General features: G+C 64.9%; 16 protein-coding genes and 1 pseudogene. 10 read left to right on the forward strand and 7 right to left on the reverse strand.

Annotation, left to right across the window (positions count from 1 at the left end):
• Positions 1-6: 6 nt before the first annotated feature.
• Entirely contained in the window at positions 7-459 is a 453-nt protein-coding gene (locus AC07VS_RS21290) for a helix-turn-helix domain-containing protein (RefSeq protein WP_494751910.1), read from the reverse strand.
• 104 nt (positions 460-563) lie between these two features.
• The gene (locus AC07VS_RS21295; protein ID WP_494751911.1) at positions 564-875 is read right to left on the reverse strand and encodes an HU family DNA-binding protein; all 312 of its coding nucleotides are present in this window, start codon (positions 873-875) and stop codon (positions 564-566) included.
• 94 nt (positions 876-969) lie between these two features.
• Between AC07VS_RS21295 and AC07VS_RS21300 the strand changes: the two genes are divergently transcribed.
• Positions 970-1728, forward strand: coding sequence for a hypothetical protein (locus AC07VS_RS21300; protein WP_494751912.1), 759 nt, complete (start codon positions 970-972; stop codon positions 1726-1728).
• A gap of 216 nt (positions 1729-1944) precedes the next feature.
• On the opposite strand, the gene AC07VS_RS21305 is transcribed toward AC07VS_RS21300, so the two are convergent.
• The 3 genes and pseudogenes from AC07VS_RS21305 to AC07VS_RS21315 form a co-directional block, all read right to left on the reverse strand.
• Entirely contained in the window at positions 1945-2478 is a 534-nt protein-coding gene (locus tag AC07VS_RS21305) for a hypothetical protein (protein WP_494751913.1), read from the reverse strand.
• Between the two features lie 13 nt (positions 2479-2491).
• Complete coding sequence (locus AC07VS_RS21310; RefSeq protein ID WP_494751914.1) at positions 2492-3454, reverse strand: YaaC family protein; 963 nt, start codon at positions 3452-3454, stop codon at positions 2492-2494.
• Positions 3455-3603: 149 nt separating this feature from the next.
• Positions 3604-3762, reverse strand: a pseudogene (locus AC07VS_RS21315) (restriction endonuclease); the annotation flags it as partial.
• Positions 3763-4068: 306 nt separating this feature from the next.
• Here AC07VS_RS21315 and xisR point away from each other — a divergent pair.
• The 8 genes from xisR (at position 4069) to AC07VS_RS21355 (ending at position 10877) form a co-directional block, all read left to right on the forward strand.
• On the forward strand, positions 4069-4272 hold the full coding sequence (xisR, locus tag AC07VS_RS21320) for an excisionase family protein (protein WP_494751915.1): 204 nt from the start codon (positions 4069-4071) through the stop codon (positions 4270-4272).
• Positions 4273-4396: 124 nt separating this feature from the next.
• Positions 4397-4615, forward strand: coding sequence for an XRE family transcriptional regulator (locus AC07VS_RS21325; RefSeq protein WP_494751916.1), 219 nt, complete (start codon positions 4397-4399; stop codon positions 4613-4615).
• A gap of 16 nt (positions 4616-4631) precedes the next feature.
• Positions 4632-5879: a tyrosine-type recombinase/integrase gene (locus tag AC07VS_RS21330; protein ID WP_494751917.1), complete on the forward strand. Its 1248-nt coding sequence runs from the start codon at positions 4632-4634 to the stop codon at positions 5877-5879.
• Between the two features lie 20 nt (positions 5880-5899).
• Positions 5900-8509, forward strand: coding sequence for a DNA mismatch repair protein MutS (gene mutS, locus AC07VS_RS21335; protein WP_494751918.1), 2610 nt, complete (start codon positions 5900-5902; stop codon positions 8507-8509).
• On the forward strand, positions 8506-9333 hold the full coding sequence (locus tag AC07VS_RS21340; protein ID WP_492348061.1) for a proteasome-type protease: 828 nt from the start codon (positions 8506-8508) through the stop codon (positions 9331-9333). The genes mutS and AC07VS_RS21340 overlap by 4 nt, the downstream gene beginning before the upstream one ends.
• A 28-nt stretch (positions 9334-9361) precedes the next feature.
• A complete protein-coding gene (locus tag AC07VS_RS21345; protein WP_492348060.1) occupies positions 9362-10198 on the forward strand; it encodes an alpha/beta fold hydrolase in 837 nt (278 codons plus the stop codon).
• A 110-nt stretch (positions 10199-10308) separates the two neighbouring features.
• Complete coding sequence (locus tag AC07VS_RS21350) at positions 10309-10599, forward strand: CopG family ribbon-helix-helix protein (protein WP_494658214.1); 291 nt, start codon at positions 10309-10311, stop codon at positions 10597-10599.
• Positions 10587-10877 carry a type II toxin-antitoxin system RelE/ParE family toxin gene (locus AC07VS_RS21355; protein ID WP_494751919.1) on the forward strand — a complete coding sequence of 97 codons (291 nt, stop codon included), beginning with the start codon at positions 10587-10589 and terminating at the stop codon, positions 10875-10877. The genes AC07VS_RS21350 and AC07VS_RS21355 overlap by 13 nt, the downstream gene beginning before the upstream one ends.
• A gap of 194 nt (positions 10878-11071) precedes the next feature.
• Here the strand turns inward: AC07VS_RS21355 and AC07VS_RS21360 are convergent, their stop codons facing one another.
• Positions 11072-11896, reverse strand: a complete 825-nt coding sequence (locus AC07VS_RS21360; protein ID WP_494658216.1) for an undecaprenyl-diphosphate phosphatase — start codon at positions 11894-11896, stop codon at positions 11072-11074.
• Between the two features lie 212 nt (positions 11897-12108).
• Between AC07VS_RS21360 and AC07VS_RS21365 the strand changes: the two genes are divergently transcribed.
• Positions 12109-13449 carry a diguanylate cyclase gene (locus AC07VS_RS21365; protein ID WP_494751920.1) on the forward strand — a complete coding sequence of 447 codons (1341 nt, stop codon included), beginning with the start codon at positions 12109-12111 and terminating at the stop codon, positions 13447-13449.
• Here the strand turns inward: AC07VS_RS21365 and AC07VS_RS21370 are convergent.
• Positions 13361-21643: an Ig-like domain-containing protein gene (locus AC07VS_RS21370; RefSeq protein ID WP_494751921.1), complete on the reverse strand. Its 8283-nt coding sequence runs from the start codon at positions 21641-21643 to the stop codon at positions 13361-13363. The two genes, AC07VS_RS21365 and AC07VS_RS21370, sit on opposite strands and share 89 nt — an antisense overlap.
• Between the last annotated feature and the right edge of the window lie 10 nt (positions 21644-21653).

The raw sequence follows: 21653 nt of genomic DNA on the forward strand, positions 1-21653 counted from the left end.
TGCGTCTCATGCTTGCAGCTTAGCCAACGCCTCGCGCTTGCCCATCTTCAGCATGACCCGGATGCGCTCGAGTTGTGCAGCACGCGGTGTCACCTTCCCACTCTCCCACTTGTACACAGAGAGCGTCGATGCTTCCAGCAACGCCGCCATGGCTTGCTGCGAGATACCCAACTGCTCGCGCTTGGCCGCCAACGCCTGCGCGTCGAACCGGAAGCGGCGCTTACGGCGCGCCGGAGTGTCAGTGTCCTGGGCAACAGCCTTGCCATTGTCGACCTGCCGCCCTGCCGCTTTGTGCAATGCCTTGACCTGGGACACCAGGTTTTTGACGTCCCGCTTAAGCGCCGCGATCTCAGAGCGCTGCGCCGTGACGGTCTTGCGCAGGCTCCCCAGTTCGCCCTTGATCTCCTTGCGCGCCATGCGCAGGACCTCGGCCCGGAATGCCTCGGAGAAAGCTGTCATCGTTTCAACCTGAACTATGGATGGCGTGGAGCGTAGCAGCCCCAACAAAAAAAGCCGCCCAAGGCCAGTGCCATCGGACGGCTTGAGGAGTAAGGCCTGGCGATTTACTTTCCGGCCTTCTCGGCCTTGCGCTTGGCAGCCTTGGGATCCACCACGGCCTTGAACTTAGCGCCGGCCACGAACTTTGGCACAGTGGATGCGGGGATCTTGATGGCAGCCCCCGTGGCGGGGTTCTTGCCGGTGCGTGCAGCGCGCTTGACTGACTTGAAGGTACCGAAGCCGACCAACTGCACCACGTCGCCCTTCTTCACGGCGGTCTGCACGGTCTCGATCAGCGTGTCGAGCACGGCATTGGCGGCCGTCTTGGGCAGGTCATTCTTGGAGGCGAGGATTTCAACGAGTTCGGCACGGTTCATAGATGTAAAGTGCTGTTGCAATAGAGAGGCACAGTTTATATGCAAGGCAGTCCTCTCTTCCCTTCGACTAGCCGGAGGACTCACACCCTTTGCCATGCTCAAAGAAACTCTCGAACTAATTGAAACCACGCTGCCGTCCAAGTCCTTCGCCATGGACCTGCAACGCTGGCCGGGCGCCGTTGCGGAGTTCGGCGGACGCCTCATACCAATCGCCGACGACTTGATGGAAGCCATCAAGCCGATCGTGCCGGCCAGGGTCTTGCGAGAGTCTCCGCAGGAATTTCTGTCGGCCAGGCAGCCTATGGTTTCGATAGTCGAATTCCGTCTGCGACCGCCCAACAGTTACTATGAAGATCAGGGACTCCAGCTACCCATACCTGCCGACCCCAAAGGCTCTCATTCCACCGGTTTGGCAGTCTCGTTGGCCCTGTGTCGTGGCTACGAGACCCGAGCGGGCATTACGGCTCCCTTCCTCGCCCTGGATTTCGATGTCTGGGGCGCGCACGAGCGAGACTGCTTCGCGAACCTCTTGCGTGACCACCGCTATATGGTCGAACGGCTAGTGACCCGCTCCGGTGCAACATTTTTCACTTCCTGCGTCTTCGGGAATGTAGACAAAGCCAAGCAGGCGTCGGCGTTTGAACAACTGGTTCTGTACTACGAGAACGAAGTGAACGATGAAAGCCAGTTTTCCCTCCAACGCCAGTTCGGTGTACAGGCCACACAGGCCGACATCACGCAGGCCTTGCTGCCTGCCGTTGCACTTTATGACGCGGCCTTGGGCTACTGCCTACGTCAGCCTCAGCGCGGCCGGATCCTGCAGTACGCAACCATCACGGGCGCATGGAATTAAGGCAGGAAGGTTTTGCTCTGTGTTACGGGATTTGGCTTCAGGTGTAACCCGGGAGTTGATCGGCAAGTGCAGCACCGCAGACGTCATCCCGAATGGGGACTGTAGGCCTTGCAGGGAGAGAGACATATGCGCGACTTGGCGCACGAACTGCATCGCTAAGTGCGCTAAAGCTGCGGCGCACCGCCGAACTGAACCCAAGCATCGTGGACGCTGACACTACGCTTCACCGACTTGCGTCGGTAGAGCCAATGTGCGAATTGCATCTGCGACCGTCGTGAAGGCACCTTCTGCATTCTGATATGGCAAGACCTTAAACAGGCTAGGCAGGCCAAGAGCCATTAGCGACACATAACCTTCGCCAAGTTGAAGATTGTGGATGTGATGGTCTGGTGTTCTGTACTGAACCGGTTTGGCTCGATGGCTTTCATCCAATTTGAAAGCAAGCACGATGGGGATTGCTCGAGAGCTTGCAATCTGCAGTTCAATACCAAGACCGGTGGAGGGATAGCTTGCTTCGGCAACAACAACGTCCGCCCACTCGACCATCTCCTTGTCCCACAAGTAGCACAAACGCGCTCGATCTGCGAACGGCTTTTCAGCGAGCTGGGGATCGCTGTTTCGGAGAGCGTACTTAACTTCAAACGTGCCTCGAAACGCAAGTCGCTCAGCCAGCCCCTCTATGAGTTCAACGTAGGCGCTGAAGTCCTCTCTTGGTACGTGTGTCAGTCCGCAGGCGATATAGATTTTCATGTCGAAGTTCAGATCAGGTTGCCGGTCGAACATTGGGGACCATGAATTGCTGACCAGTGAGCTCGGCGGCCATTTCATCTAAAAACTGTGGCGGGGACATGCGAATGAACTCCGTTAAGAGCCAGTTCTTTTGGCCATTCATAAATGATGCGAGTTCCATCGGCCGATAGCGGCAGATCTCGCTCAACCGGTGCATGGCCAACAATGTGCAGGTCAGTGGCGATCTCTTGAGCCGGGATGGACCTGCGACGGACCCCTTTGCGTACCAGAGTGTCTGAGCACCGGCGATGTAGTTCAGATCTGGTCGAAGCGTTCGCAACAATGCGCCGAGAGCCCCCAACTCGGCGGCCGTTTCTGCCACCGGCTGCGCAATCGGGGCCGTCGCGACGGATCGAATTGTTCTGCCATCCGCAGCAACGGGATCCGCGACAAGCGAAGGTGGCAGCCTCCGTATGAACGAGGCACCCGCGAAGTCCTTGGACAGCTTCGCAGAGAAGAATGACGAATTGCTTGCAGGGTCAAATTCAATCCGGCAATCTGTCAAGGGGATGAAAAGATCCTTCTGGTTCTTATACGTCAAGCAGAACGTTCGGTGAATGCATGGAAGGTTGAATAGCAGATCTTCCAGACTATGCCTGTCGCTTGCTTCGCTTTCCTGTAGGTATTGCGAGAGCGCAGGGGCAACGCCCCGTTGCATGATCCGAACGCCCTCATTGGATAGTGCGATTTTGCTTGAGGCCGCTCGCATGTTGTGCGCACGAACCCCGTGGTGTTCGTCAAATGCGACTGATTTAGCCGCCAAGAGCGCCTTAGTGGCATTCATGAAAGAGTAGTAGAAGAGCAGTGGCGCAGATGCGACCGGCATGCCTTCCGCCGCTTTCGCGAACACCTGCGCCTGCTGCCAGTAGAAGAGCGCGTCAGTCTTGCGCTCGCGGCGAAGCCAAAGTGCAACGTACTCCCAGTGGCTGTTTGTCAACACCGTCCGTGCGCCCAAACTTGGATTAACCGTGGCCTTGTGAGGTCCTGCGTCACGACCATTTACCCGGAGCGTTGGCATATTTAAATTGTGCTGCAGTGTGAAGCAGTCGAAGTTTTGAGATAGCAGAACTGGCTGTCCCACCCTCTGACCTGCTGAGCGGACTGCGCCGCAGGCAGTGGACGCGTGGCAATGGCATGCAGCACCCAGTAGCTGGCGAGCGCCAACACCGCGCCCGCCCACCAGGGCAGCAAGGCCACCAGATCCATGAGGTCCTTGGCCGTGCTGGATTTGCGCCGTCTCGCCATTGTTTCCCCTCCGAAACCGCCGATTGTCAGATTGAATAAGCATTCTGCAACAAGTCCGAAGAGCGTTCGACAAACGAATCGAAAGGTATGCCCCATACGGTGCATCAGTCGCTAGGCGCATGAAGCAGTTGGACTCGCGTCACCCAAAGCCGGTAGCCTTGAGTAATTCGCTGTCCTCCCACGCCCTTCCGCGCTCATACACGCCTACGTGGGTTTTGCCTGGGTGCGCCACCTCGGACAATTTGCCTCAGACAAGGCCGCCACCCTTCCCTGCTTCGATGGCCTTCTTGAGCGGAGGTCATCGTCATGGGCTATGCCGGCCAATGGGTACTCATCAAGCGTTTCGCTGAGATCACGGGCTACAGCGAAAACGCCGTGCGGCACAAGATCAAGGGCGGCACCTGGATCGAAGGGCGCGTCTGGCGCAGGGCGCCGGACGGTCGAATCTTCGTGAATCTCCGCGAATTTGAGCGCTGGGTCGAAAGCGATGCCCTCGCCAAAGCCTTTTGAGCCCCGTCGGAAACGGGGGCGCAATGTCGAGCCAAAGAGAAAAATCCATGCGCTCAATGAGCGTATAATTTTCTGTTGTAGTACCTCCCGGCCGCGCCAGCGGATCGGGCTTCGCTGCCGGCGCATGAACGACCCGAAACCTCACAGCCCCAAACCCGACGCCATTCGCAAAGCCCGCCTTGTCATGGGACTCACGCAAACCGAGGCTGCCCACCTGGTGCAGGCATCGCTACGTGGGTGGCAGCAATGGGAGGCCGGCGATCGAGCTATGCCCCCCGGATTGTTCGAGCTGTTCATGCTCAAGACCGGCCAGTGGCCACTCGATGGCAAAGCGGAGAACTGAATAGTGAGGTAAGCAGATGGTGAGAGCAGCGGCAACAAACACGGAGTACCCCGGCGTCGAGGTACGCGGAAATTCGATCCGCGTCTTCTTCATGTTCAAGCGCGCCCGCCACAGTCACACGCTTCGGCTGGAGCCGACCCGTAATAACATCAAGCACGCCGTCAGCCTGCGCAGCGCAGCTCTTTTCGCGCTGAGGAACGGCAGCTACAACGAAGCTGACTTCTTCCCTCACGCACGCTCGGCCGCAAGCACGGCGCCCGGTAAGCGCGTGGGCGAGCTGTGCGACCGGTACAAGCCCCTCAAGGCAGTGGACATCACCCCGGAGACACAATCGCGCTACGAGGTCGCGCTCGACGTCTGCGTAGACACGCTCGGTCGCAATCGCCTGGTAGATTCATTGTTGCCCGAGGATATCCAGAAACTGCGCGTGGACCTGATCGCAACGCGTGCCGTTTCTACAGTGAATCACTATCTGGCGACCTTCTCCGGCTTCCTCTACTGGTGCGAGAACAACCACTATTGCGGTGAACTCGGCAAGCATTGCACACGCTTCACAAAGAGCATCAAGGATCCCGACCCTCTGACTTACGAGGAATACCTGGCGCTGATCGAGAAGGGTTGCCTGCATCCGATCGATAAGGCCGCGGTGACGGTGGCCATCTACGCCGGACTGCGGCCGGGCGAACTGCTCGCCCTGGCGATGGAAGACGTAGCGCCGGACTTCAGCAAGATCACCGTGCGCCGCTCGATAACGCAATCGGTGACGTTCAAGGTGCCCAAGACAAAGAAGGAGCGCACCGTGCTGTTGCAGCCACCGGCGCGCGATGCCTTGAAGGTGCTGGTCGCCGATGCCGAGCAGCGCGAAGCGGCCGATCTGACTGTGTGGCTGAACCGCCATGAATCGCGCATCGACCACGTGCGCGTGCTGTTGTCTCCAAAGACGCAGGCGCGCAAGGCAGTCGTCAACGACTACTTCGTTCCCAGCGCCTGGAACACCAAGTGGATCAACATGGTCCGGCGCGCCAAGATCCGTCCCCGTCCGCCCTACCAGACCCGGCACACCTTCGCCTGCTGGAACCTCACAGCACGGGGCAACCTTGCCTTCATCGCCAACCAGATGGGCCACATGGACTATTCCATGCTCGTCACAGTCTACGGCCGCTGGATTGATACGGAGTCTTCCAGAGAACTTGAGCGCATCTGGGAGGGCATGCAAAACATGACTCAAATTACACCAAAATTACCCCAAGAACTGCAAGCCTGATCGCTAAGTAGTTGATTTAAATGGAAAAATTAGACTACTCAGCGCACACCCCCATGATGCAGCAGTACTTCGCCCTCAAGGCGAACCACCCGGACACGCTGCTGTTCTACCGCATGGGCGACTTCTATGAGCTGTTCTATGACGACGCCGAAAAAGCGGCACGCCTGCTCGACATCACCCTGACCCGGCGCGGCCAATCGGCCGGCCAGCCCGTGGTCATGGCCGGTGTGCCCTTCCATTCGATGGAGAACTACCTCGCGCGCCTGATCCGCCATGGTGAGTCGGTGGCCATCTGCGAGCAGGTGGGCGATGTGGCCACCGCCAAGGGGCCGGTCGAGCGCAAAGTGGTGCGCGTGGTCACCCCCGGCACGCTGACCGATGCCGAACTGCTGGGCGACAAGGCCGATGCCGTGCTGCTGTCGGTGCACCAGGGCCCGCGCAACCGCTGCGGCCTGGCCTGGCTCAGCGTCACGCAAGACGACATCCACCTGGCCGAATGCGCCAGTGACGAACTGGAGGCCTGGCTGGCGCACATCGCGCCCAGCGAACTGATTTTCAGTGCCGATGTGACCCCGAGCTTCGAGCAAAGCCTGCGCCAGGCCCGGGCCACCGCCGGCCTGCCGATGAGCCAGCGCCCCGAATGGCAGTTTGACGCCGCCCTGGGCCAGCGCAAGCTGCTGGAGCAGCTGCAAGTGGCCAGCCTCAGCACCTGGCACGCCGAAGACCTGCCCCAGGCCCATGCCGCCGCCGCCGCCCTGCTGAATTACGCCGAGCACACCCAGGGCCGGTCCCTGCCCCACCTGCGCGCACTGCGTGTTCAGCGCAGCGGCGAACTGATCGAGCTGCCGGTGACCACCCGGCGCAATCTGGAGTTGGTCAAGACCCTGCGCGGGGAGGATTCGCCCACCGTCTACTCGCTGCTGGACACCTGCATGACCGGCATGGGCAGTCGCCTGCTCAAGACCTGGCTGCTGGAGCCCCCGCGCGACCGCAGCATCGCCCAGGCCCGCCTGGACGCGATTGCCGTGCTCAAGGGCAGCAACGGTGCCGGCCCCTGGCACGCGCTGCGCGCCCAGCTCAAGGGCAGCAGCGATGTGGAACGCATCACCGCGCGCATTGCCTTGCGTCAGGTGCGCCCGCGTGAGCTGGTGGCCCTGCAGGTCTCGCTGATCAAGGCCGAGGGCCTGACCCGCATCGGCCAATGGCCCGACGGCACCCTGGCCCAGGTGGCCACCGAGCTGCAGGCCCCGCCCGAATGCGCCGCGCTGCTGCAACGCGCCATCCAGCCCGAGCCCGCGGCCCTGGTGCGCGACGGCGGCGTGATCGCCGAAGGCTTTGACGCCGAACTCGACGAGCTGCGCCACATCCAGGACCATGCCGACAGCTTTCTGGTCGAACTGGAGGTGCGCGAGCGTGAACGCACCGGCATCGCCAACCTGCGCGTGCAATACAACAAAGTGCACGGTTTCTACATCGAAGTCACCCAGGGCCAGCTCGACAAGGTGCCGGCCGACTACCGCCGGCGTCAGACCTTGAAAAACGCCGAGCGCTTCATCACCCCCGAGCTGAAAACCTTCGAGGACAAGGCCCTGTCGGCCCAAGAGCGGGCCTTGGCGCGCGAGAAATGGCTTTACGAGCAGGTGCTGGACGCCTTGCAGGCCCACGTGCCGGCGCTGAGCCGGGTGGCGCGCGCCATGGCCACGCTGGATGTGCTGTGCACCCTGACCGAACGCGCCCTGACCTTGGGCTGGAACGCCCCGGTGTTTGCCAAAGAGCCCTGCATCGACATCACCCGCGGCCGCCACCCGGTGGTCGAGGCCCGGCTGGCCGAGACCTCGGGCGGCAGCTTCATTGCCAACGACACCCGGCTGGGCCTGCGTCAGCGCATGCAGATCATCACCGGCCCCAACATGGGCGGTAAATCGACCTACATGCGCCAGGTGGCATTGATCGTGCTTCTGGCCAGCATGGGCAGCCATGTGCCGGCCGAGGCCTGCCGCCTCGGGCCCATCGACGCGATCCACACCCGGATCGGTGCTGCTGACGACCTGGCCAACGCCCAATCGACCTTCATGCTGGAGATGACCGAAGCCGCCCAGATTCTGCACAGCGCCACGCCCCACAGCCTGGTGCTGATGGACGAGATCGGCCGCGGCACCTCGACTTTCGACGGCCTGGCACTGGCCTCGGGCATTGCCACGCAGCTGCACGACCGCACGCAGGCCTTCACGCTGTTTGCCACCCACTATTTCGAGCTGACGGAATTCCCGGCCAAACACCACCAGGCCGTGAACGTGCACGTGAGCGCCACCGAGTCGGGCTCGGACATCGTGTTTCTGCATGAGATCCAGAACGGCCCGGCCAGCCGCAGCTACGGCATCCAGGTGGCCCGTCTGGCAGGCATGCCCGTGGCCGTGCTGCACCATGCGCGCCATGCCCTGGAGGCACTGGAGCTCCGGGCCAGCGAATCGCAGGCCCAGGTCGACCTGTTTGCACCGCCACCAGCTACTGAATCCATAGCACCCAGCGCCTTAGAATCAAGGTTTTCCGAGATCGACCCCGACACCCTCAGTCCGCGCGAGGCGCTGGACCTGATCTACTCCCTGAAAAAACTAGCGTCTTCCCAATGACTTATTGCGTCGCCATCAAACTCAATGCGGGCCTGGTGTTCCTGTCCGATTCGCGCACCAACGCCGGTCTCGACCAGATCAGCACCTTCCGCAAGATGATCGTCTATGAAAAGCCGGACGATCGCTTCATGGTGCTGCTGTCGGCCGGCAACCTGAGCATTTCGCAGTCCATCCGCGAGATCCTGCAGGTCGAGCAGCTCAAGGACCATGAAGGCGGTGAGCCCATCACCATCTGGAACGCCAAGAGCATGTTCGACGCCTGCCGCGTGCTGGGTTCGGCCGTGCGCCGGGTGTATGAGCGCGATGCCGCCTCGCTGCGCCAGGCCGGTGTCGAGTTCAACGTGTCGATGATCTTCGGCGGCCAGATCAAGGGCGAAGGCATGCGCCTGTTCCAGGTCTATTCGGCCGGCAACTTCATCGAAGCCACCCCCGAAACCCCCTACTTCCAGATTGGCGAATCCAAGTACGGCAAGCCTGTGCTCGACCGCGTCATCACCCCGACCACACCGCTGGACGAGGCGGCCAAATGCGCCCTGGTGTCGATGGATTCGACCCTCAAGTCCAATCTGTCGGTGGGCCTGCCGCTGGACCTGGTGGTGTACGACGCCCACCAGTTCAAGACCGACAAGGTCATCTGCATCGACGAGAACAACCCCTACTTCCGCATGGTCCATGGCAGTTGGGGCCAGAAGCTGCGTGAGGTGTTCGACAGCATCGAAGACCCGATGTGGGGTGATGGCCAGACCGAGGTGCCGCTGATGGTGCACAGCCCGCGCAGCAAGCCGCTGCACAAGATCGCCACCCCGCAGGAAAAGCTGATCTGAAGCGGCCCTTCTGGGCACCACGGCATCCATGTCATTGATCATCTTCTCCCACGCCAACAGCTTTCCGGCGAGCACCTACCAGGTCTTGTTCAAGCAGTTGCGACAACGCGGCTTCAAGGTCAAGGCCTTGGAACAGTTCGGACACGACGAGCGCTACCCCGTCACCAGCAACTGGCCGCAGTTGGTGCAGCAGTTGGCCGACTTTGCCGAGCGCGAGATCACCAAGGCCGGCGAACCCGCCTTTCTGGTGGGCCACTCGCTGGGCGGTTTTCTGAGTGTGATGGCCGCGGCCAGGCACCCCAAACTGGGGGGACACGGTGTCAAGGGCGTGCTGCTGATCGACTCACCGCTGCTGGGCGGCTGGCGCGCCAATGCACTGGGCGTGATCAAGCAGACCCAGTTGGTTGGCTCTGTGTCGCCCGGCAAGATCAGCCGGCGCCGACGCAACGCCTGGGCCAGCGCCGAAGAAGCCCTGGCCCACTTCCAGCACAAGAAGGCCTTCGCGCGTTGGGACCCGCAGGTGCTTGAGGACTACATCACCCACGGCACCCGCGACGAAGACGGCCCGCAAGGCCTGCGCCGCGTGCTGTGCTTCGACCGCGACGTGGAAACCGCCATCTACAACACCCTGCCGCACAACCTCGACGGCTTGTTGACCCGCCACCCCTTGCGCTGCCCGGCGGCCTTCATCGGCGGCCTGGCCTCACAAGAGATGCAGCAAGTGGGCATGACCATGACTGAAAAAGTGGTCAAAGGCCGCATCATGATGCTCGACGGCAGCCACCTCTTCCCCATGGAAAAGCCCCTGGCCACCGCCGCCGCCATCGAGGCCAGCCTGCGCAACCTCGAAACCGCCAAGGCCTGACCACCGATCAACGCTATCTCAGCGTCTGATCGATGGCGAAAAGCCGATCTTTCGATGGCCTCGATCGGCATGGTAATGTCTTGCTTTGTGCTGCTTTGATGGAGGCTGCCATGACTGTTGAGACGGTTCGCGCCGTGTCGATCCAGATCGACGAGAACATCCGAACCCGCCTGGAGCGCCTGGCCGAAGTGCGCCACCTCAGCCCTCAGGGCCTGGTGCACGATGCCATCATCCAGTACGTGGATCGCGAGGAACGGCGCGAAGCCTTCCGACAAGACACCCTGACCGCCTGGGAAGATCATTGCCGCACAGGGCGGCACCTCACCGCCGCTGAAGCAGACGCCTGGTTAGCCCAGCTTGAGGCAGGCCATGACGTCGATCCACCAGCATGCCGGACCTGATCTGGTCGGAGACCGCACTGAGTGACGTGCGACGACTCCACCAGTTCCTCCGCCCCAAAAACACGGATGCTGCCAACCGAGCGGTGCAAAAAATCCGCCAGAGCGTGCGGCTGCTGATCAAACACCCTGGTGTTGGCCGCCCCATTGAGGGCATGCCAGCACCGTTCCGAGAGTTGGTCATTGACTTTGGCAGCAGCGGCTACCTGGTCCGATATCACCTGGGACCGGAAAGAGTCACCTTGCTCGCCGTTCGCCATCAAAAGGAAGCGGGTTATTGACACCCTGTGCCTAAAGTGCACGCCCAGGAAGCTCTGCCCGAGGCGCCGCCGCCCGACGGCGGGCTGGCCCTCCTCCCCGCTTCAGCCGGCCTGCAACGAAGCGGTCAGGCCGGCGCCGGGCCGCCCCAAGGCGGCCTGCGGCCCCCTCGGGGGGCAGGGAGTGACACGAAGTGCACGACCGTGGGGGCCTACATTCACGCCGCCCAATGCACCAGACCGCTCCAGGCGGTGGCCAGCACCACGATGCCGAAGGCGATGCGGTACCAGGCAAAGACCACAAAGCTGTGGGTGCTGATGTAGCGCAGCAACCAGCGCACGCACAGCCAGGCGCTGACAAACGAGAACAGCAGGCCCACGCCGAACAGGGGCAGATCGGCCATCGACAGCAGCGCCCGCTCTTTGTACAGGCTGTAGACCCCAGCCCCGATCAGCGTCGGGATGGCCAGGAAAAACGAAAAATCGGTCGCGGCCTTGCGGCTCAGGCCCAACAGCATGCCGCCGATGATGGTGGCACCGCTTCGGCTGGTGCCCGGCACCATGGCCAGGCATTGCACCAAGCCGACCTTGAGGGCATCGATGGCCGTCATGCTGTCAACGTTCTGCACATGGGCATCGCTTTGGGGACGCCGCTCGGCCCACAGGATCACCAGCCCCCCCAGGATGAAGGTACTGGCCACCACCTCAGGCGTGAACAGGTGGGCCTTGATGAATTTGCCGAACAGCAGCCCCAGCACCACGGCCGGTAAAAAGCCCACCAGCACATTGAAGGCGAACAAACGGGCCCGCATGGACACCGGCAGGGCCGCAACGGTGTCGCGGATCTTTTGCCAGTACACCATCACCACCGCGAAGATGGCGCCGGTCTGGATTGCGATATCAAACACCTTGGCCTTGTCGTCATCCATGCCCAGCAGGGCTCCGGCCAGGATCAGGTGGCCAGTCGACGAGATCGGCAGGAACTCGGTCAACCCCTCCACCACCCCCATGATGGCCGCCTTGGCCAGCAAAACGATATCCACGAATTTCCCTTTCAGTGCAGCTCGAAATTATCGCCGCAGTGCAGCATAAATCCCCTGACAGCAGGCCCGGAGCACCTGCTTATACTTGCATGCCGTTACAAACCAAGCAGATAAGAAACCAATCGTGCCCCTATGGCCGTCGGTTCTCGTCACCCATGCAAGCTCACTCCAGCCCCACAAACGACCTTCCCGAGCAGGAATGGGCGAAGGCCGTGCAAACGGCGCCCATGGCCTGCCGCGACCTGGTCGCCAGTTTGGCGCAGGCGCATTGCGTTGAGCTGGCGCAGCACTTCTACGACAGCATGCAGGGGCATCCCCAGGCCGCCCGGTTCCTGAACCACGACATCGTGCACCAACGCCTGCAGGCCTCGATGGAACGCTGGATTTGCGAGGTACTGGCCCATCCCATGAGCGACCCGGCCGCCATCGTGGCGCTGCAGCGCCATGTGGGCGAAGTGCATGCACGCATCCAGTTGCCCATCCATCTGGTGGCGCGTGGCGCGCGGGTGCTCAAGCGCGCCCTGTTTGAGCGGCTGGATGCGGCTTGCCGCCAGGACGACCCCTTGCACCGCCAGGCCGTGGCCTATGTCAGCGAACTGCTTGACATGGCACTGGAGCTGATGACCGAAGCCTTTTTGCGCAATTCTCAGCGCGGGGCCCGCAACGACGAGGCCTATCGCCTGTTCTCACTGGGCCAGAACATGTCTGTCGAGCGCGAAAAGCAGCGCTCCGTCTTGCTCGAGTGGGGGCAAGAGCTGATGTTCTCCCTGCACCGTGTTCCCAGGCCCAGCGTGCTGCCGCGTCTGGGCGTTTCGGAGTTCGGGCTGTGGTTCCATCACAAGGCGGCCACCCTGTTCGAGGGAGCACCCGAGATGGAGCAGATCCGGGACAGCATCGAGCGCATCGACGCCACCGTACTGCCCCGGCTGGCCGGGGCCGATCACTCAGCGCACCATGCCGCCGGACTGGTACTGGAGTTGCAACAGGAGCTGGACAACCTGAAATATTTCCTGTCGGGCCTGTTTGAGCACCAACTGGAGGTGGAGAACGGGCGCGACACGCTGACCCGCTTGCTGAACCGGCGCTTTCTGCCCTCCGTGCTGAGCCGCGAAATCGCGCTGTCCAACAGCCAGGGCAAGCGCTTTGCCCTCTTGCTGGTCGATGTGGACCACTTCAAGCGGGTCAACGACGAACATGGACACGATGCGGGCGACCTGGTGCTGCAACAGGCAGCAGCGCTGCTGCTCAATGGGGTGCGCAACGGCGATTTCGTGTTCCGCTACGGCGGCGAGGAAATGCTGGTGATGCTGGTGGAGGTGGACGCCGAAGCCAGTCTGCGCATTGCCGAGAACCTGCGCCAACGCTTTGCCGACACCGAATTCCTGATCGGCCAGGGGCGCCACATCGGACTTACCGTGAGCATCGGGGTGGCACTCTACGACCAGCACCCCGACCCCCAGTACCTCATCCGCCGCGCCGACCAAGCCATGTACCTGGCCAAGAACAAGGGACGCAACCAGGTCTGGCTGGCCGGCGACCCGACCGACGATTGAGGCCCCCTGAAGCCACCCCCAGCAAGCCCAGGCCCAGCACCAAGCCCACACAGGCCCACTCGCTCAAGGTGGGCACCGCAGTCACCGCCCCGGCCGTAGGCGCAACAAACTGCCCTTGCACCGGGCTGCCCGCGGGCTGCCCCCCCGTGCTGCCCGCCACGGCATAGGTGCCTGGTGTCGTGGCCTTCAGCGTCACAGAGCAACTGCCCGCATCGGCCCCCGTGGTCATCGTGCTGCAACTGCTGGCGCTCAGGGTGGCCCCTACCGCCGGCGGGCTGAAGGTGAACAGGGTCGACACCTCCGCCTGCACGTTGTCAAAGGCGTCCCGTGCCGTGATGGTCACGGTGTGCGTGTCCACCCCATCGGCCTGTTTGCTGCCTGGGCTGATGGTGATCAGCGAGTTGGCCGCCACCGCCGGGCCCACCAAAAACTGAGCCGCCACCTGCCCTCCCGAAGGATTGCCCACCGCCACGCCGCCGATCTGACTGAGCACCGTGAACCACCCCGCCAGGGTCGAGCTCAGCGTAACCGAGCAGCTGCCGGCCTGGGCGCCGCTGGTGGCGGTGGTGCAGGTCGCCGCACTCAGGGCCGTCCATTGGTTGGCCGACCGGGCGCCCACGGCCTGCTTCAAGGCCCGGTTGTTCAAGACGCGCGTCACGCCCCCTTCGCGCCAATTGAACGCAAAAGTCTGCGGCTGCCAGGTGTTCAGGTTGCCCTGGCTGTCATAGGCGCTGGCCGTGATGGTGTACGAATCCACACCATTGGCCAGTTTGCTCACACCGGTCAGGGTGATGCTCACCCGCGATTGACCTGCATCCATGCCTGACGCCACAAACACCCCGGTCACCGGGTTGCTGCCGCCCACGTTGATGCCACCCACGGTGGCCGTCACGCTGTAGCTGCCCGCCACCGTGGCCGTCAAGCTCACCGTGCAAGTGCCCGCTGTGGCGCCAGTGAGCACGGTGTTGCAACTGCTCGCACTCAGGCTGCCCCCGGGGCCGGGGTCACTGAAATTGAAGCTGATCGCACTGCTGCTGTTCAGATTGCCCTGCGCGTCCAGGGCGCTGGCCGTCAGCGTGTAGGCATCCACCCCATTGGCGGCCTTGGGCCCCGCGTTGAGGCTCACGCGTGCCGAGCCCGCCGTCACGGCCCCGGCCACAAACACCCCAATCACCGGATTCGTCCCACCGACCCAAGCCCCCCCCACCGTGGCCGTCACGCTGTAGCTGCCGGCCACCGTGGCCGTCAGCGTGACCGAACACACGCCCGCCGTGGTGCTGCAAGTGCTGGCGCTCAGGCTGGCCCCCGCGCCTGGGGCACTGAAACTGAAGCTGCTGACACTGGCCGTGTTCAGGTTGCCCTGGCTGTCGTAAGCGCTGGCCGTGATCGTGTAGCCATCCGTGCCATTGGCGGTCTTGGGGCCTGCGCTGATCGCCACCTTCGAACTGCCTGCCGTGGCCGCGCCGGCCACAAACACACCCGTGACCGGGTTGCTCCCGCCCAAGGCCTGGCCCGCCAGGTCAGCACTCACCGCATAGCGGCCAGCCACGGTGGCGCTCAACGTGACCGAGCAGCTGCCCGCGCCCGGGCCTGTGAGCACCGTCACGCAATCGGCAGCGCTCAAGGCGGCCCCTGAACCCGGCACGCTGAAGCTGAAGGTGGTGCCGTTGAAGCTGCTCAGATTGCCCTGGGCGTCGTAGGCCGTGGCCGTGAGCGTGTAACTGTCCACCCCGTTGGCCAGCTTGGGGCCGGTGGTGATGGCCACCCGGGATTGGGCCGCCGTGGGCAACCCCGCCACAAACACCCCGGTGACCGGGTTGCTGCCGCCCACCGGCACCCCGCCGGTGCTGGCCGTGACGGCATGGCTGCCGGCCACCGTGGCCGTCAGCGTGACCGAGCACACACCCGCCGTGGTGCTGCAGCTGCTGGCGCTCAGGCTGGCCCCCGCGCCTGGCGCGCTGAAACTGAAGCTGCTGACACTGCTGGTGTTCAGGTTGCCCTGGGCGTCGTAGGCGCTGGCTGTGATCGTGTAGGCATCGCTGCCATTGGCCGTCTTGGGGCCTGCGCTGATCGCCACCTTCGAACTACCCGCCGTGGCCGTGCCCGCCACAAACACGCCCGTGACCGGGTTGCTGCCCCCCAGCGCCGTGCCACCCAGCTTGGCTGTGATGGCGTAGCTGCCCGCCACCGTCGCCGTCAACGTGACCGAGCAGTTGCCCGCACCAGGGCCTGTGAGCGCGGTCACGCAATCGGCAGCGCTCAAGGCGGCGCCTGTGCCCGGCACACTGAAGCTGAAGGTGGTGCCGTTGAAGCTGCTCAGGTTGTCCTGGGGGTCGTAGGCACTGGCCGTGATCGTGTAACTGTCCACCCCATTGGCCAGCTTAGGGCCGGTGGTGATGGCCACCCGTGATTGGGCCGCCGTGGGCAGCCCCGCCACAAACACCCCGGTGACCGGGTTGCTGCCACCCACCGGCACCCCGCCGGTGCTGGCCGTGACGGCATAGCTGCCGGCCACCGTGGCCGTCAGCGTGACCGAGCACACACCCGCCGTGGTGCTGCAGCTGCTGGCACTCAGGCTCGCCCCCGCGCCTGGGGCACTGAAAGTGAAAACGGTGGTACTGGCATTGTTCAAGTTTCCCTGGCTGTCGTAGGCACTGGCCGTGATCGTGTACGCATCCGTGCCGTTGGCCGTCTTGGGGCCCGCGCTGATCGCCACCTTCGAACTGCCTGCCGTGGCCGCGCCAGCCACAAACACACCCGTGACCGGGTTGCTCCCGCCCAGGGCCTGGCCCGCCAGGTCAGCACTCACCGCATAGCTGCCGGCCACGGTGGCGCTCAGCGTGACCGAGCAGGTGCCCGCACCAGGGCCTGTGAGCGCAGTCACACAATCGGCAGCACTCAAGCCGGCCCCCGTGCCCGGCGCGCTGAAGCTGAAAGTGGTGCTGTTGAAGCTGCTCAGGTTGCCCTGGGCATCATAGGCCGTGGCCATGATCGTGTAGGCATCCACCCCATTGGCCAGCTTGGGCCCCGCGCTGATGGCCACCCGTGATTGGGCCGCCGTGGGCAACCCCGCCACGAACACCCCGGTGACCGGGTTGCTACCGCCCACCGCCGTGCCACCCAGGCTGGCCGTGATCGCGTAGCTGCCGGCCACTGTCGCCGTCAGCGTGACCGAGCACACGCCCGCCGTGGTGCTGCAAGTGCTGGCGCTCAGGCTGGCCCCCGCGCCTGGGGCACTGAAACTGAAGCTGCTGACACTGGCCGTGTTCAGGTTGCCCTGGGCGTCGTAGGCGCTGGCCGTGATCGTGTAGGCATCGGTGCCGTTGGCCGTCTTGGGGCCGGCGCTGATCACCACCCGAGAGCCCCCGGCGGTGGGTGAACCGGCCACGAACACCGCGCTGACGGGGTTGCTACCGCCCAAAGGACTGCCGCCCGTGCTGGCCGTGATGGCATAGCTGCCCGCCACGGTGGCCGTCAGCGTGACCGAGCACGCCCCGGCCACCGTGCTGCAACTGCTGGCACTGAGGTTGCCTCCGACCGCAGGCGCACTGAAATTGAAGACGGTGGCATTGCCCGTGTTCAGATTGCCCTGGGCATCGTAGGCCGTGGCCGTGAGTGTGTAGCTGTCCACCCCATTGGCCAGCTTGGGGCCGGTGGTGATGGCCACCCGTGATTGGGCCGCCGTGGGCAGTCCCGCCACAAACACCCCGGTGACCGGGTTGCTGCCGCCCACCGGCACCCCGCCGGTGCTGGTCGTGACGGCATAGCTGCCCGCCACCGTGGCCGTCAACGTGACCGAGCACACGCCCGCCGTGGTGCTGCAACTGCTGGCACTCAGGCTGGCCCCCGCCCCCGGGGCACCGAAATTGAAAACGGTGGTACTGGCGCTGTTCAGGTTGCCCTGGCTGTCGTAGGCGGTGGCGGTGAGGGTGTAGGCGTCACTGCCGTTGGCGGTTTTGGGCCCCGCACTGAGGCTGACCCGGGACGCCCCGGCGCTGGGGCTGTCGGCCACAAACACCGCCGTGACCGGGCTGTGTGCCACCGGGTTGCCCAGGCCCTCGCCGTCCAGCCGCACATGCACCAGGTAGGCATCGGCACGGGTGGCGACCAGGCTCACCCCACAGCGACCCGCGTCTGCTCCGGTGGTGGGGGTCACGCAACTGGCCGCGCCCAGGGTGGCGGCGTTGGGTGCCCCCTCCAACGCAAAGGTGAAACTGACGGGGTTCAGCGTGACCCGGTTGCCCAGCGCGTCATAGGCTTCGGCGCTCACGGTGTAGGCGTCCAGCCCATTGGCAATCTTGGGCCCAGCGCTGATCAAGGCCTTGGAAACCCCCGCTGTCACGGCACCCGCCTGGAAGCTGGCACTCACCTGATGCCCGCCGTCCACCGGCGTGCCCCCCAGGCTGGCCCCCACCAGGTAGGCGCCGGCCACGGTGGCCGTGATCTGGATCTGGCAACTGCCCGACAAGGTGCTGCAACTGCTGGCACTGAGTGCCGCACCAGGGCCCGGATTGCTGAAGGTGAAGGTACTGGCCGTGCCCGTCACCAGGTTGCCCTGGGCATCCAGGGCACTGACCGTGATGCCATAGGAATCGAGTCCGTTGGCGGCTTTGGGGCCATCCGGGGTGATGCTGATGCGCGAGCTGCCTGGCGTGGCGGGACCGGCCACAAACACCGCCTGTGCCGGGTTGCCAAGGCCCAGCGACGTGCCCGCCAGACTCGCCGTGACGCTGTAGCTGCCCGCCACGGTGGCACGAAGCGTGACACTGCACTGGCCGCCACTGCTGCTGCAACTGCTGGCACTCAGGCTGGCCCCGCTGCCGGTCACGCTGAAACTGAAGGTCTGGCTACCCGTGCTCACCAGGTTGCCCTGGGCATCGCGGGCGCTCACGCTCAGGGTGTAGGCGTCGCTGCCGTTGGCCGTCTTGGGGCCGGCGTCGATGGCCAGGGTTGAACTGGCGGCAGACACCGGTCCCGGCACGAACAGCGCCGTGAGCGGATTGGTTCCCCCCACCGCGTTGCCCCCCAGGCTGGCCGTGATGTTGTAGCTGGCAGCCACCGTGGCCGTGAGCGTGACCGAGCAAGTGCCGGCGCTGGTGGTGCAGCTGCTGGCGCTCAGGCTGGCCCCCGCGCCCGGGTTGCTGAAACTGAAGCTGAGGCTGGCGCCGGTGTTGAGGTTGCCGTAGGCATCCAGCGCCTGGGCGGTGAGGGTGTAAGCGTCGCTGCCGTTGGCCGTGCGCGGGCCGCTGCTCAGGCTGACGCGGGCGCTGGCTGGGGTCACCGGCCCGGCCACAAAAGTGCCCACCAAGGGGTTGGTGCCCCCCAGGGCCTGGCCGCCCAGGCTCACCCGGATGGACTGGGCACCCGCCACCGTCGAGCTCAAGCTGACCGAACAAGTGCCGGCCGCCGCCCCACTGGTGGCCGTGGTGCAGGTGGAGGCACTGAGGGCGCCCCCCGCCCCCGGCGGGCTGAAGCTGAAGGTGTAGGGCTGACTGCTGTCCAGGTTGCCAAACGCATCGGTGGCGCTGGCCGTGAGGGTGTAGGCATCGCTGCCGTTGGCCAGCTTGGGGCCGGCATCGATGCTGGCGCGCGCGCTGGCGGCCACGGCCACGTCGGCCACAAAGCGGGCATTCACGGGGTTGCTACCGCCGACTGCGGCCCCCCCCAGGCTGGCGCTCACGCTGTAGACGCTAGCCAGCGTGGCGCGCAAGCTCACCGAGCAAGACCCTGCCGCGGCGCCGGTGGTGGGCGTGCTGCAAGTGCTGGCACTCAGCACGGCGCCCGGGCCCGGATCACTGAACGCGAAGGTGACGGCCGCGCTGCTGTTGAGGTTGCCCCGGGCGTCTTGCGCCCGCACCGTGAGGGTGTAGGCCGCCACACCATCGGCCGTCAAAGGCCCAGGCGGGTCCATGCTCACAAGCGAGCCCGCGGCCGACACCGGTCCGGGCACAAACACGGCGGTGACCGGGTTGCTGCCCCCCAGGGGGGTACCACCGAGGCTGGCCGTGACGGGGTAGCTGCCTGCGGTCGTCGCCGTGAGGCTCACCGTGCAGGTGCCGGCGGCTGCGCCGCTGGTGGCCGTGGTGCAACTGCCTGCGCTCAGGCTCGCCCCGGCCCCTGGGGCACTGAAACTGACCGTGATGGCGCTGGCGCCATTGAGGTTGCCATTGGCATCGAGGGCACTGGCGATCAGGGTGTAGGCATCCACCCCGTCGGCCAGCTTGGGCCCGGCACTCAGGGCCACCCGGGCGCTGGCGGCCGTGGGCGCCCCGGCCACAAACAGCGCGGTCACCGGGTTGCCGCCGCCCACGGGGGTGCCGCCCAGGCTGGCCGTGATGGCGTAACTGCCGGCCACCGTGGCGCTCAGCGTCACCGAACAAGTGCCCGCCGTGGTGCTGCAACTGCCGGCACTCAGGCTGGCCCCGGCCGCAGGCGCGCTGAAGGTGAAGCTGCTGCTGCCGGCGGTACTGAGGTTGCCATTGGCATCCAGCGCACGGACGGTCAGGGTGTAGCTGTCCAGGCCATTGGCCACCCGGGGGCCGGCACTGATGTCCACCCTGGACGCCGCCGCACCGGGGCTGCCGGCCACAAAAACTGCCGTGGCAGGATTGCTGCCTCCGACCAGACGGCCATCCAGCCGCGCCTGCACGCTGTAACTGCCTGCCGTGGTGGCCTTCAGGCTCACGCTGCAACGGCCTGCGTCCGGCCCGCTGGTGGCCGTCGTGCACGTGCCTGCGCTCAACGAGGCTCCGCTGGCGGGCTGGGGGGTGTCAAAGCTGAAGGTCGTGGCGCTGCCCGCACTCAGGTTGCCCTGGGCATCGTTGGCCGTGATGGTGAGGGTGTAGCTGTCGCTGCCATTGGCCGTCTTGGGCCCCGGATCAATGGCCAGCAGTGAGGCACTGGCCGCGGGCACACCGGCCACAAACACCGCCGTGACCGGGTTGCTGCCGCCCACGGCCGTGCCCCCCAGGCTGGCCGTGATGGCATAGCTGCCCGCCACGGTGGCCGTCAGCGTGACCGTACAAGTGCCGGCCGTGGTGCTGCAACTGCTGGCGCTGAGTGCCGCCCCTGTGCCGGGGTTGCTGAAGGTGAAGGTGCTGCTGCCCACAGCCAGGTTGCCCTGGGCGTCGTAGGCGGTCACGCTCAGCGTGTAAGCCGTGCTGCCATTGGCCGGCAAGGGCCCGGTGCTGAGGCTGATGCGCGAGGCCGCTGCCGTGGCGGCACCGGCCACAAACACCCCCGTGACCGGGTTCACGCCCCCCACGGCCGTGCCGCCGAGGCTGGCTGTGATGGCATAGCTGCCGGCCACCGTGGCGCTCAATGTGACCGAGCAGGTGCCCGCCGTGGTGGTGCAACTGCTGGCACTGAGTGCCGCCCCCGCGCCGGGGCTGCTGAACGTGAAGGTGCTGCTGCCACCGCTGCTGAGGTTGTCGTACGCATCCAGGGCCGTGGCGGTCAGGGTGTAGCTGTCGCTGCCATTGGCCGTCTTGGGCCCGGCACTGATCACCACCCGTGAATGGGCCGCCGTGGGCAGTCCCGCCCCAAACACCCCGCTGACCGGGTTGCTGCCGCCCACCGCCGTGCCCCCCAGGCTGGCCGTGATGGCATACGTGCTGGCCACCGTGGCTGTCAGCGTGACCGAGCACACGCCCGCGGTGGTGCTGCAACTGCTGGCGCTCAGGCTGGCCCCGGCCGCCGGGGCACTGAAGGTGAAGGTGTTGCTGCCACTGCTGAGGTTGCCGTTGGCGTCCAGGGCACTCACGGTCAGGGTGTAGGCGTCCACCCCGTTGGCGGTCTTGGGGCCGGCGCTGATCGCCACCCGTGAGCTGGCCGCCGTGGCCGCACCGGCCACAAACACGCCCGTGACCGGGTTGGTCCCGCCCACCGCCGTGCCGCCCAGGCTGGCCGTGATGGCGTAGCTGCCCGCCACCGTGGCGGTGAGCGTGACCGAGCAGGTGCCCGCGCCGGGGCCGCTGGCGGCGCTCACACAGCTGCTGGCGCTGAGGCTGGCGCCGGCGGGTGCCGGGCTGAAGTTGAAGGTGGTCGCCGTGGTGTTGCCCAGATTGCCCTGGGGGTCGTAGGCACTGGCCGTGATCGTGTAGCTGTCCACCCCATTGGCCAGCTTGGGGCCCGCGCTGATGCTGACCCGCGACGCACTGGCCACCGGTTCACCCGGCTCAAAGCGGGCCTGCACCGGGTTGCTG

It is taken from the genome of Curvibacter sp. GW821-FHT01G03, from assembly GCF_059422285.1.

Bases quoted from the DNA above. Each gene is read 5' to 3' on its own strand.
- AC07VS_RS21295 (WP_494751911.1), bottom strand. From the start codon at position 875: ATGAACCGTGCCGAACTCGTTGAAATCCTCGCCTCCAAGAATGACCTG.
- AC07VS_RS21305 (WP_494751913.1), bottom strand. From the start codon at position 2,478: ATGAAAATCTATATCGCCTGCGGACTGACACACGTACCAAGAGAGGAC.
- AC07VS_RS21330 (WP_494751917.1), top strand. From the start codon at position 4,632: ATGGTGAGAGCAGCGGCAACAAACACGGAGTACCCCGGCGTCGAGGTA.
- mutS (WP_494751918.1), top strand. From the start codon at position 5,900: ATGGAAAAATTAGACTACTCAGCGCACACCCCCATGATGCAGCAGTAC.
- AC07VS_RS21340 (WP_492348061.1), top strand. From the start codon at position 8,506: ATGACTTATTGCGTCGCCATCAAACTCAATGCGGGCCTGGTGTTCCTG.
- AC07VS_RS21300 (WP_494751912.1), top strand. From the start codon at position 970: ATGCTCAAAGAAACTCTCGAACTAATTGAAACCACGCTGCCGTCCAAG.
- AC07VS_RS21355 (WP_494751919.1), top strand. From the start codon at position 10,587: ATGCCGGACCTGATCTGGTCGGAGACCGCACTGAGTGACGTGCGACGA.
- xisR (WP_494751915.1), top strand. From the start codon at position 4,069: ATGGGCTATGCCGGCCAATGGGTACTCATCAAGCGTTTCGCTGAGATC.
- AC07VS_RS21350 (WP_494658214.1), top strand. From the start codon at position 10,309: ATGACTGTTGAGACGGTTCGCGCCGTGTCGATCCAGATCGACGAGAAC.
- AC07VS_RS21345 (WP_492348060.1), top strand. From the start codon at position 9,362: ATGTCATTGATCATCTTCTCCCACGCCAACAGCTTTCCGGCGAGCACC.
- AC07VS_RS21325 (WP_494751916.1), top strand. From the start codon at position 4,397: ATGAACGACCCGAAACCTCACAGCCCCAAACCCGACGCCATTCGCAAA.
- AC07VS_RS21290 (WP_494751910.1), bottom strand. From the start codon at position 459: ATGACAGCTTTCTCCGAGGCATTCCGGGCCGAGGTCCTGCGCATGGCG.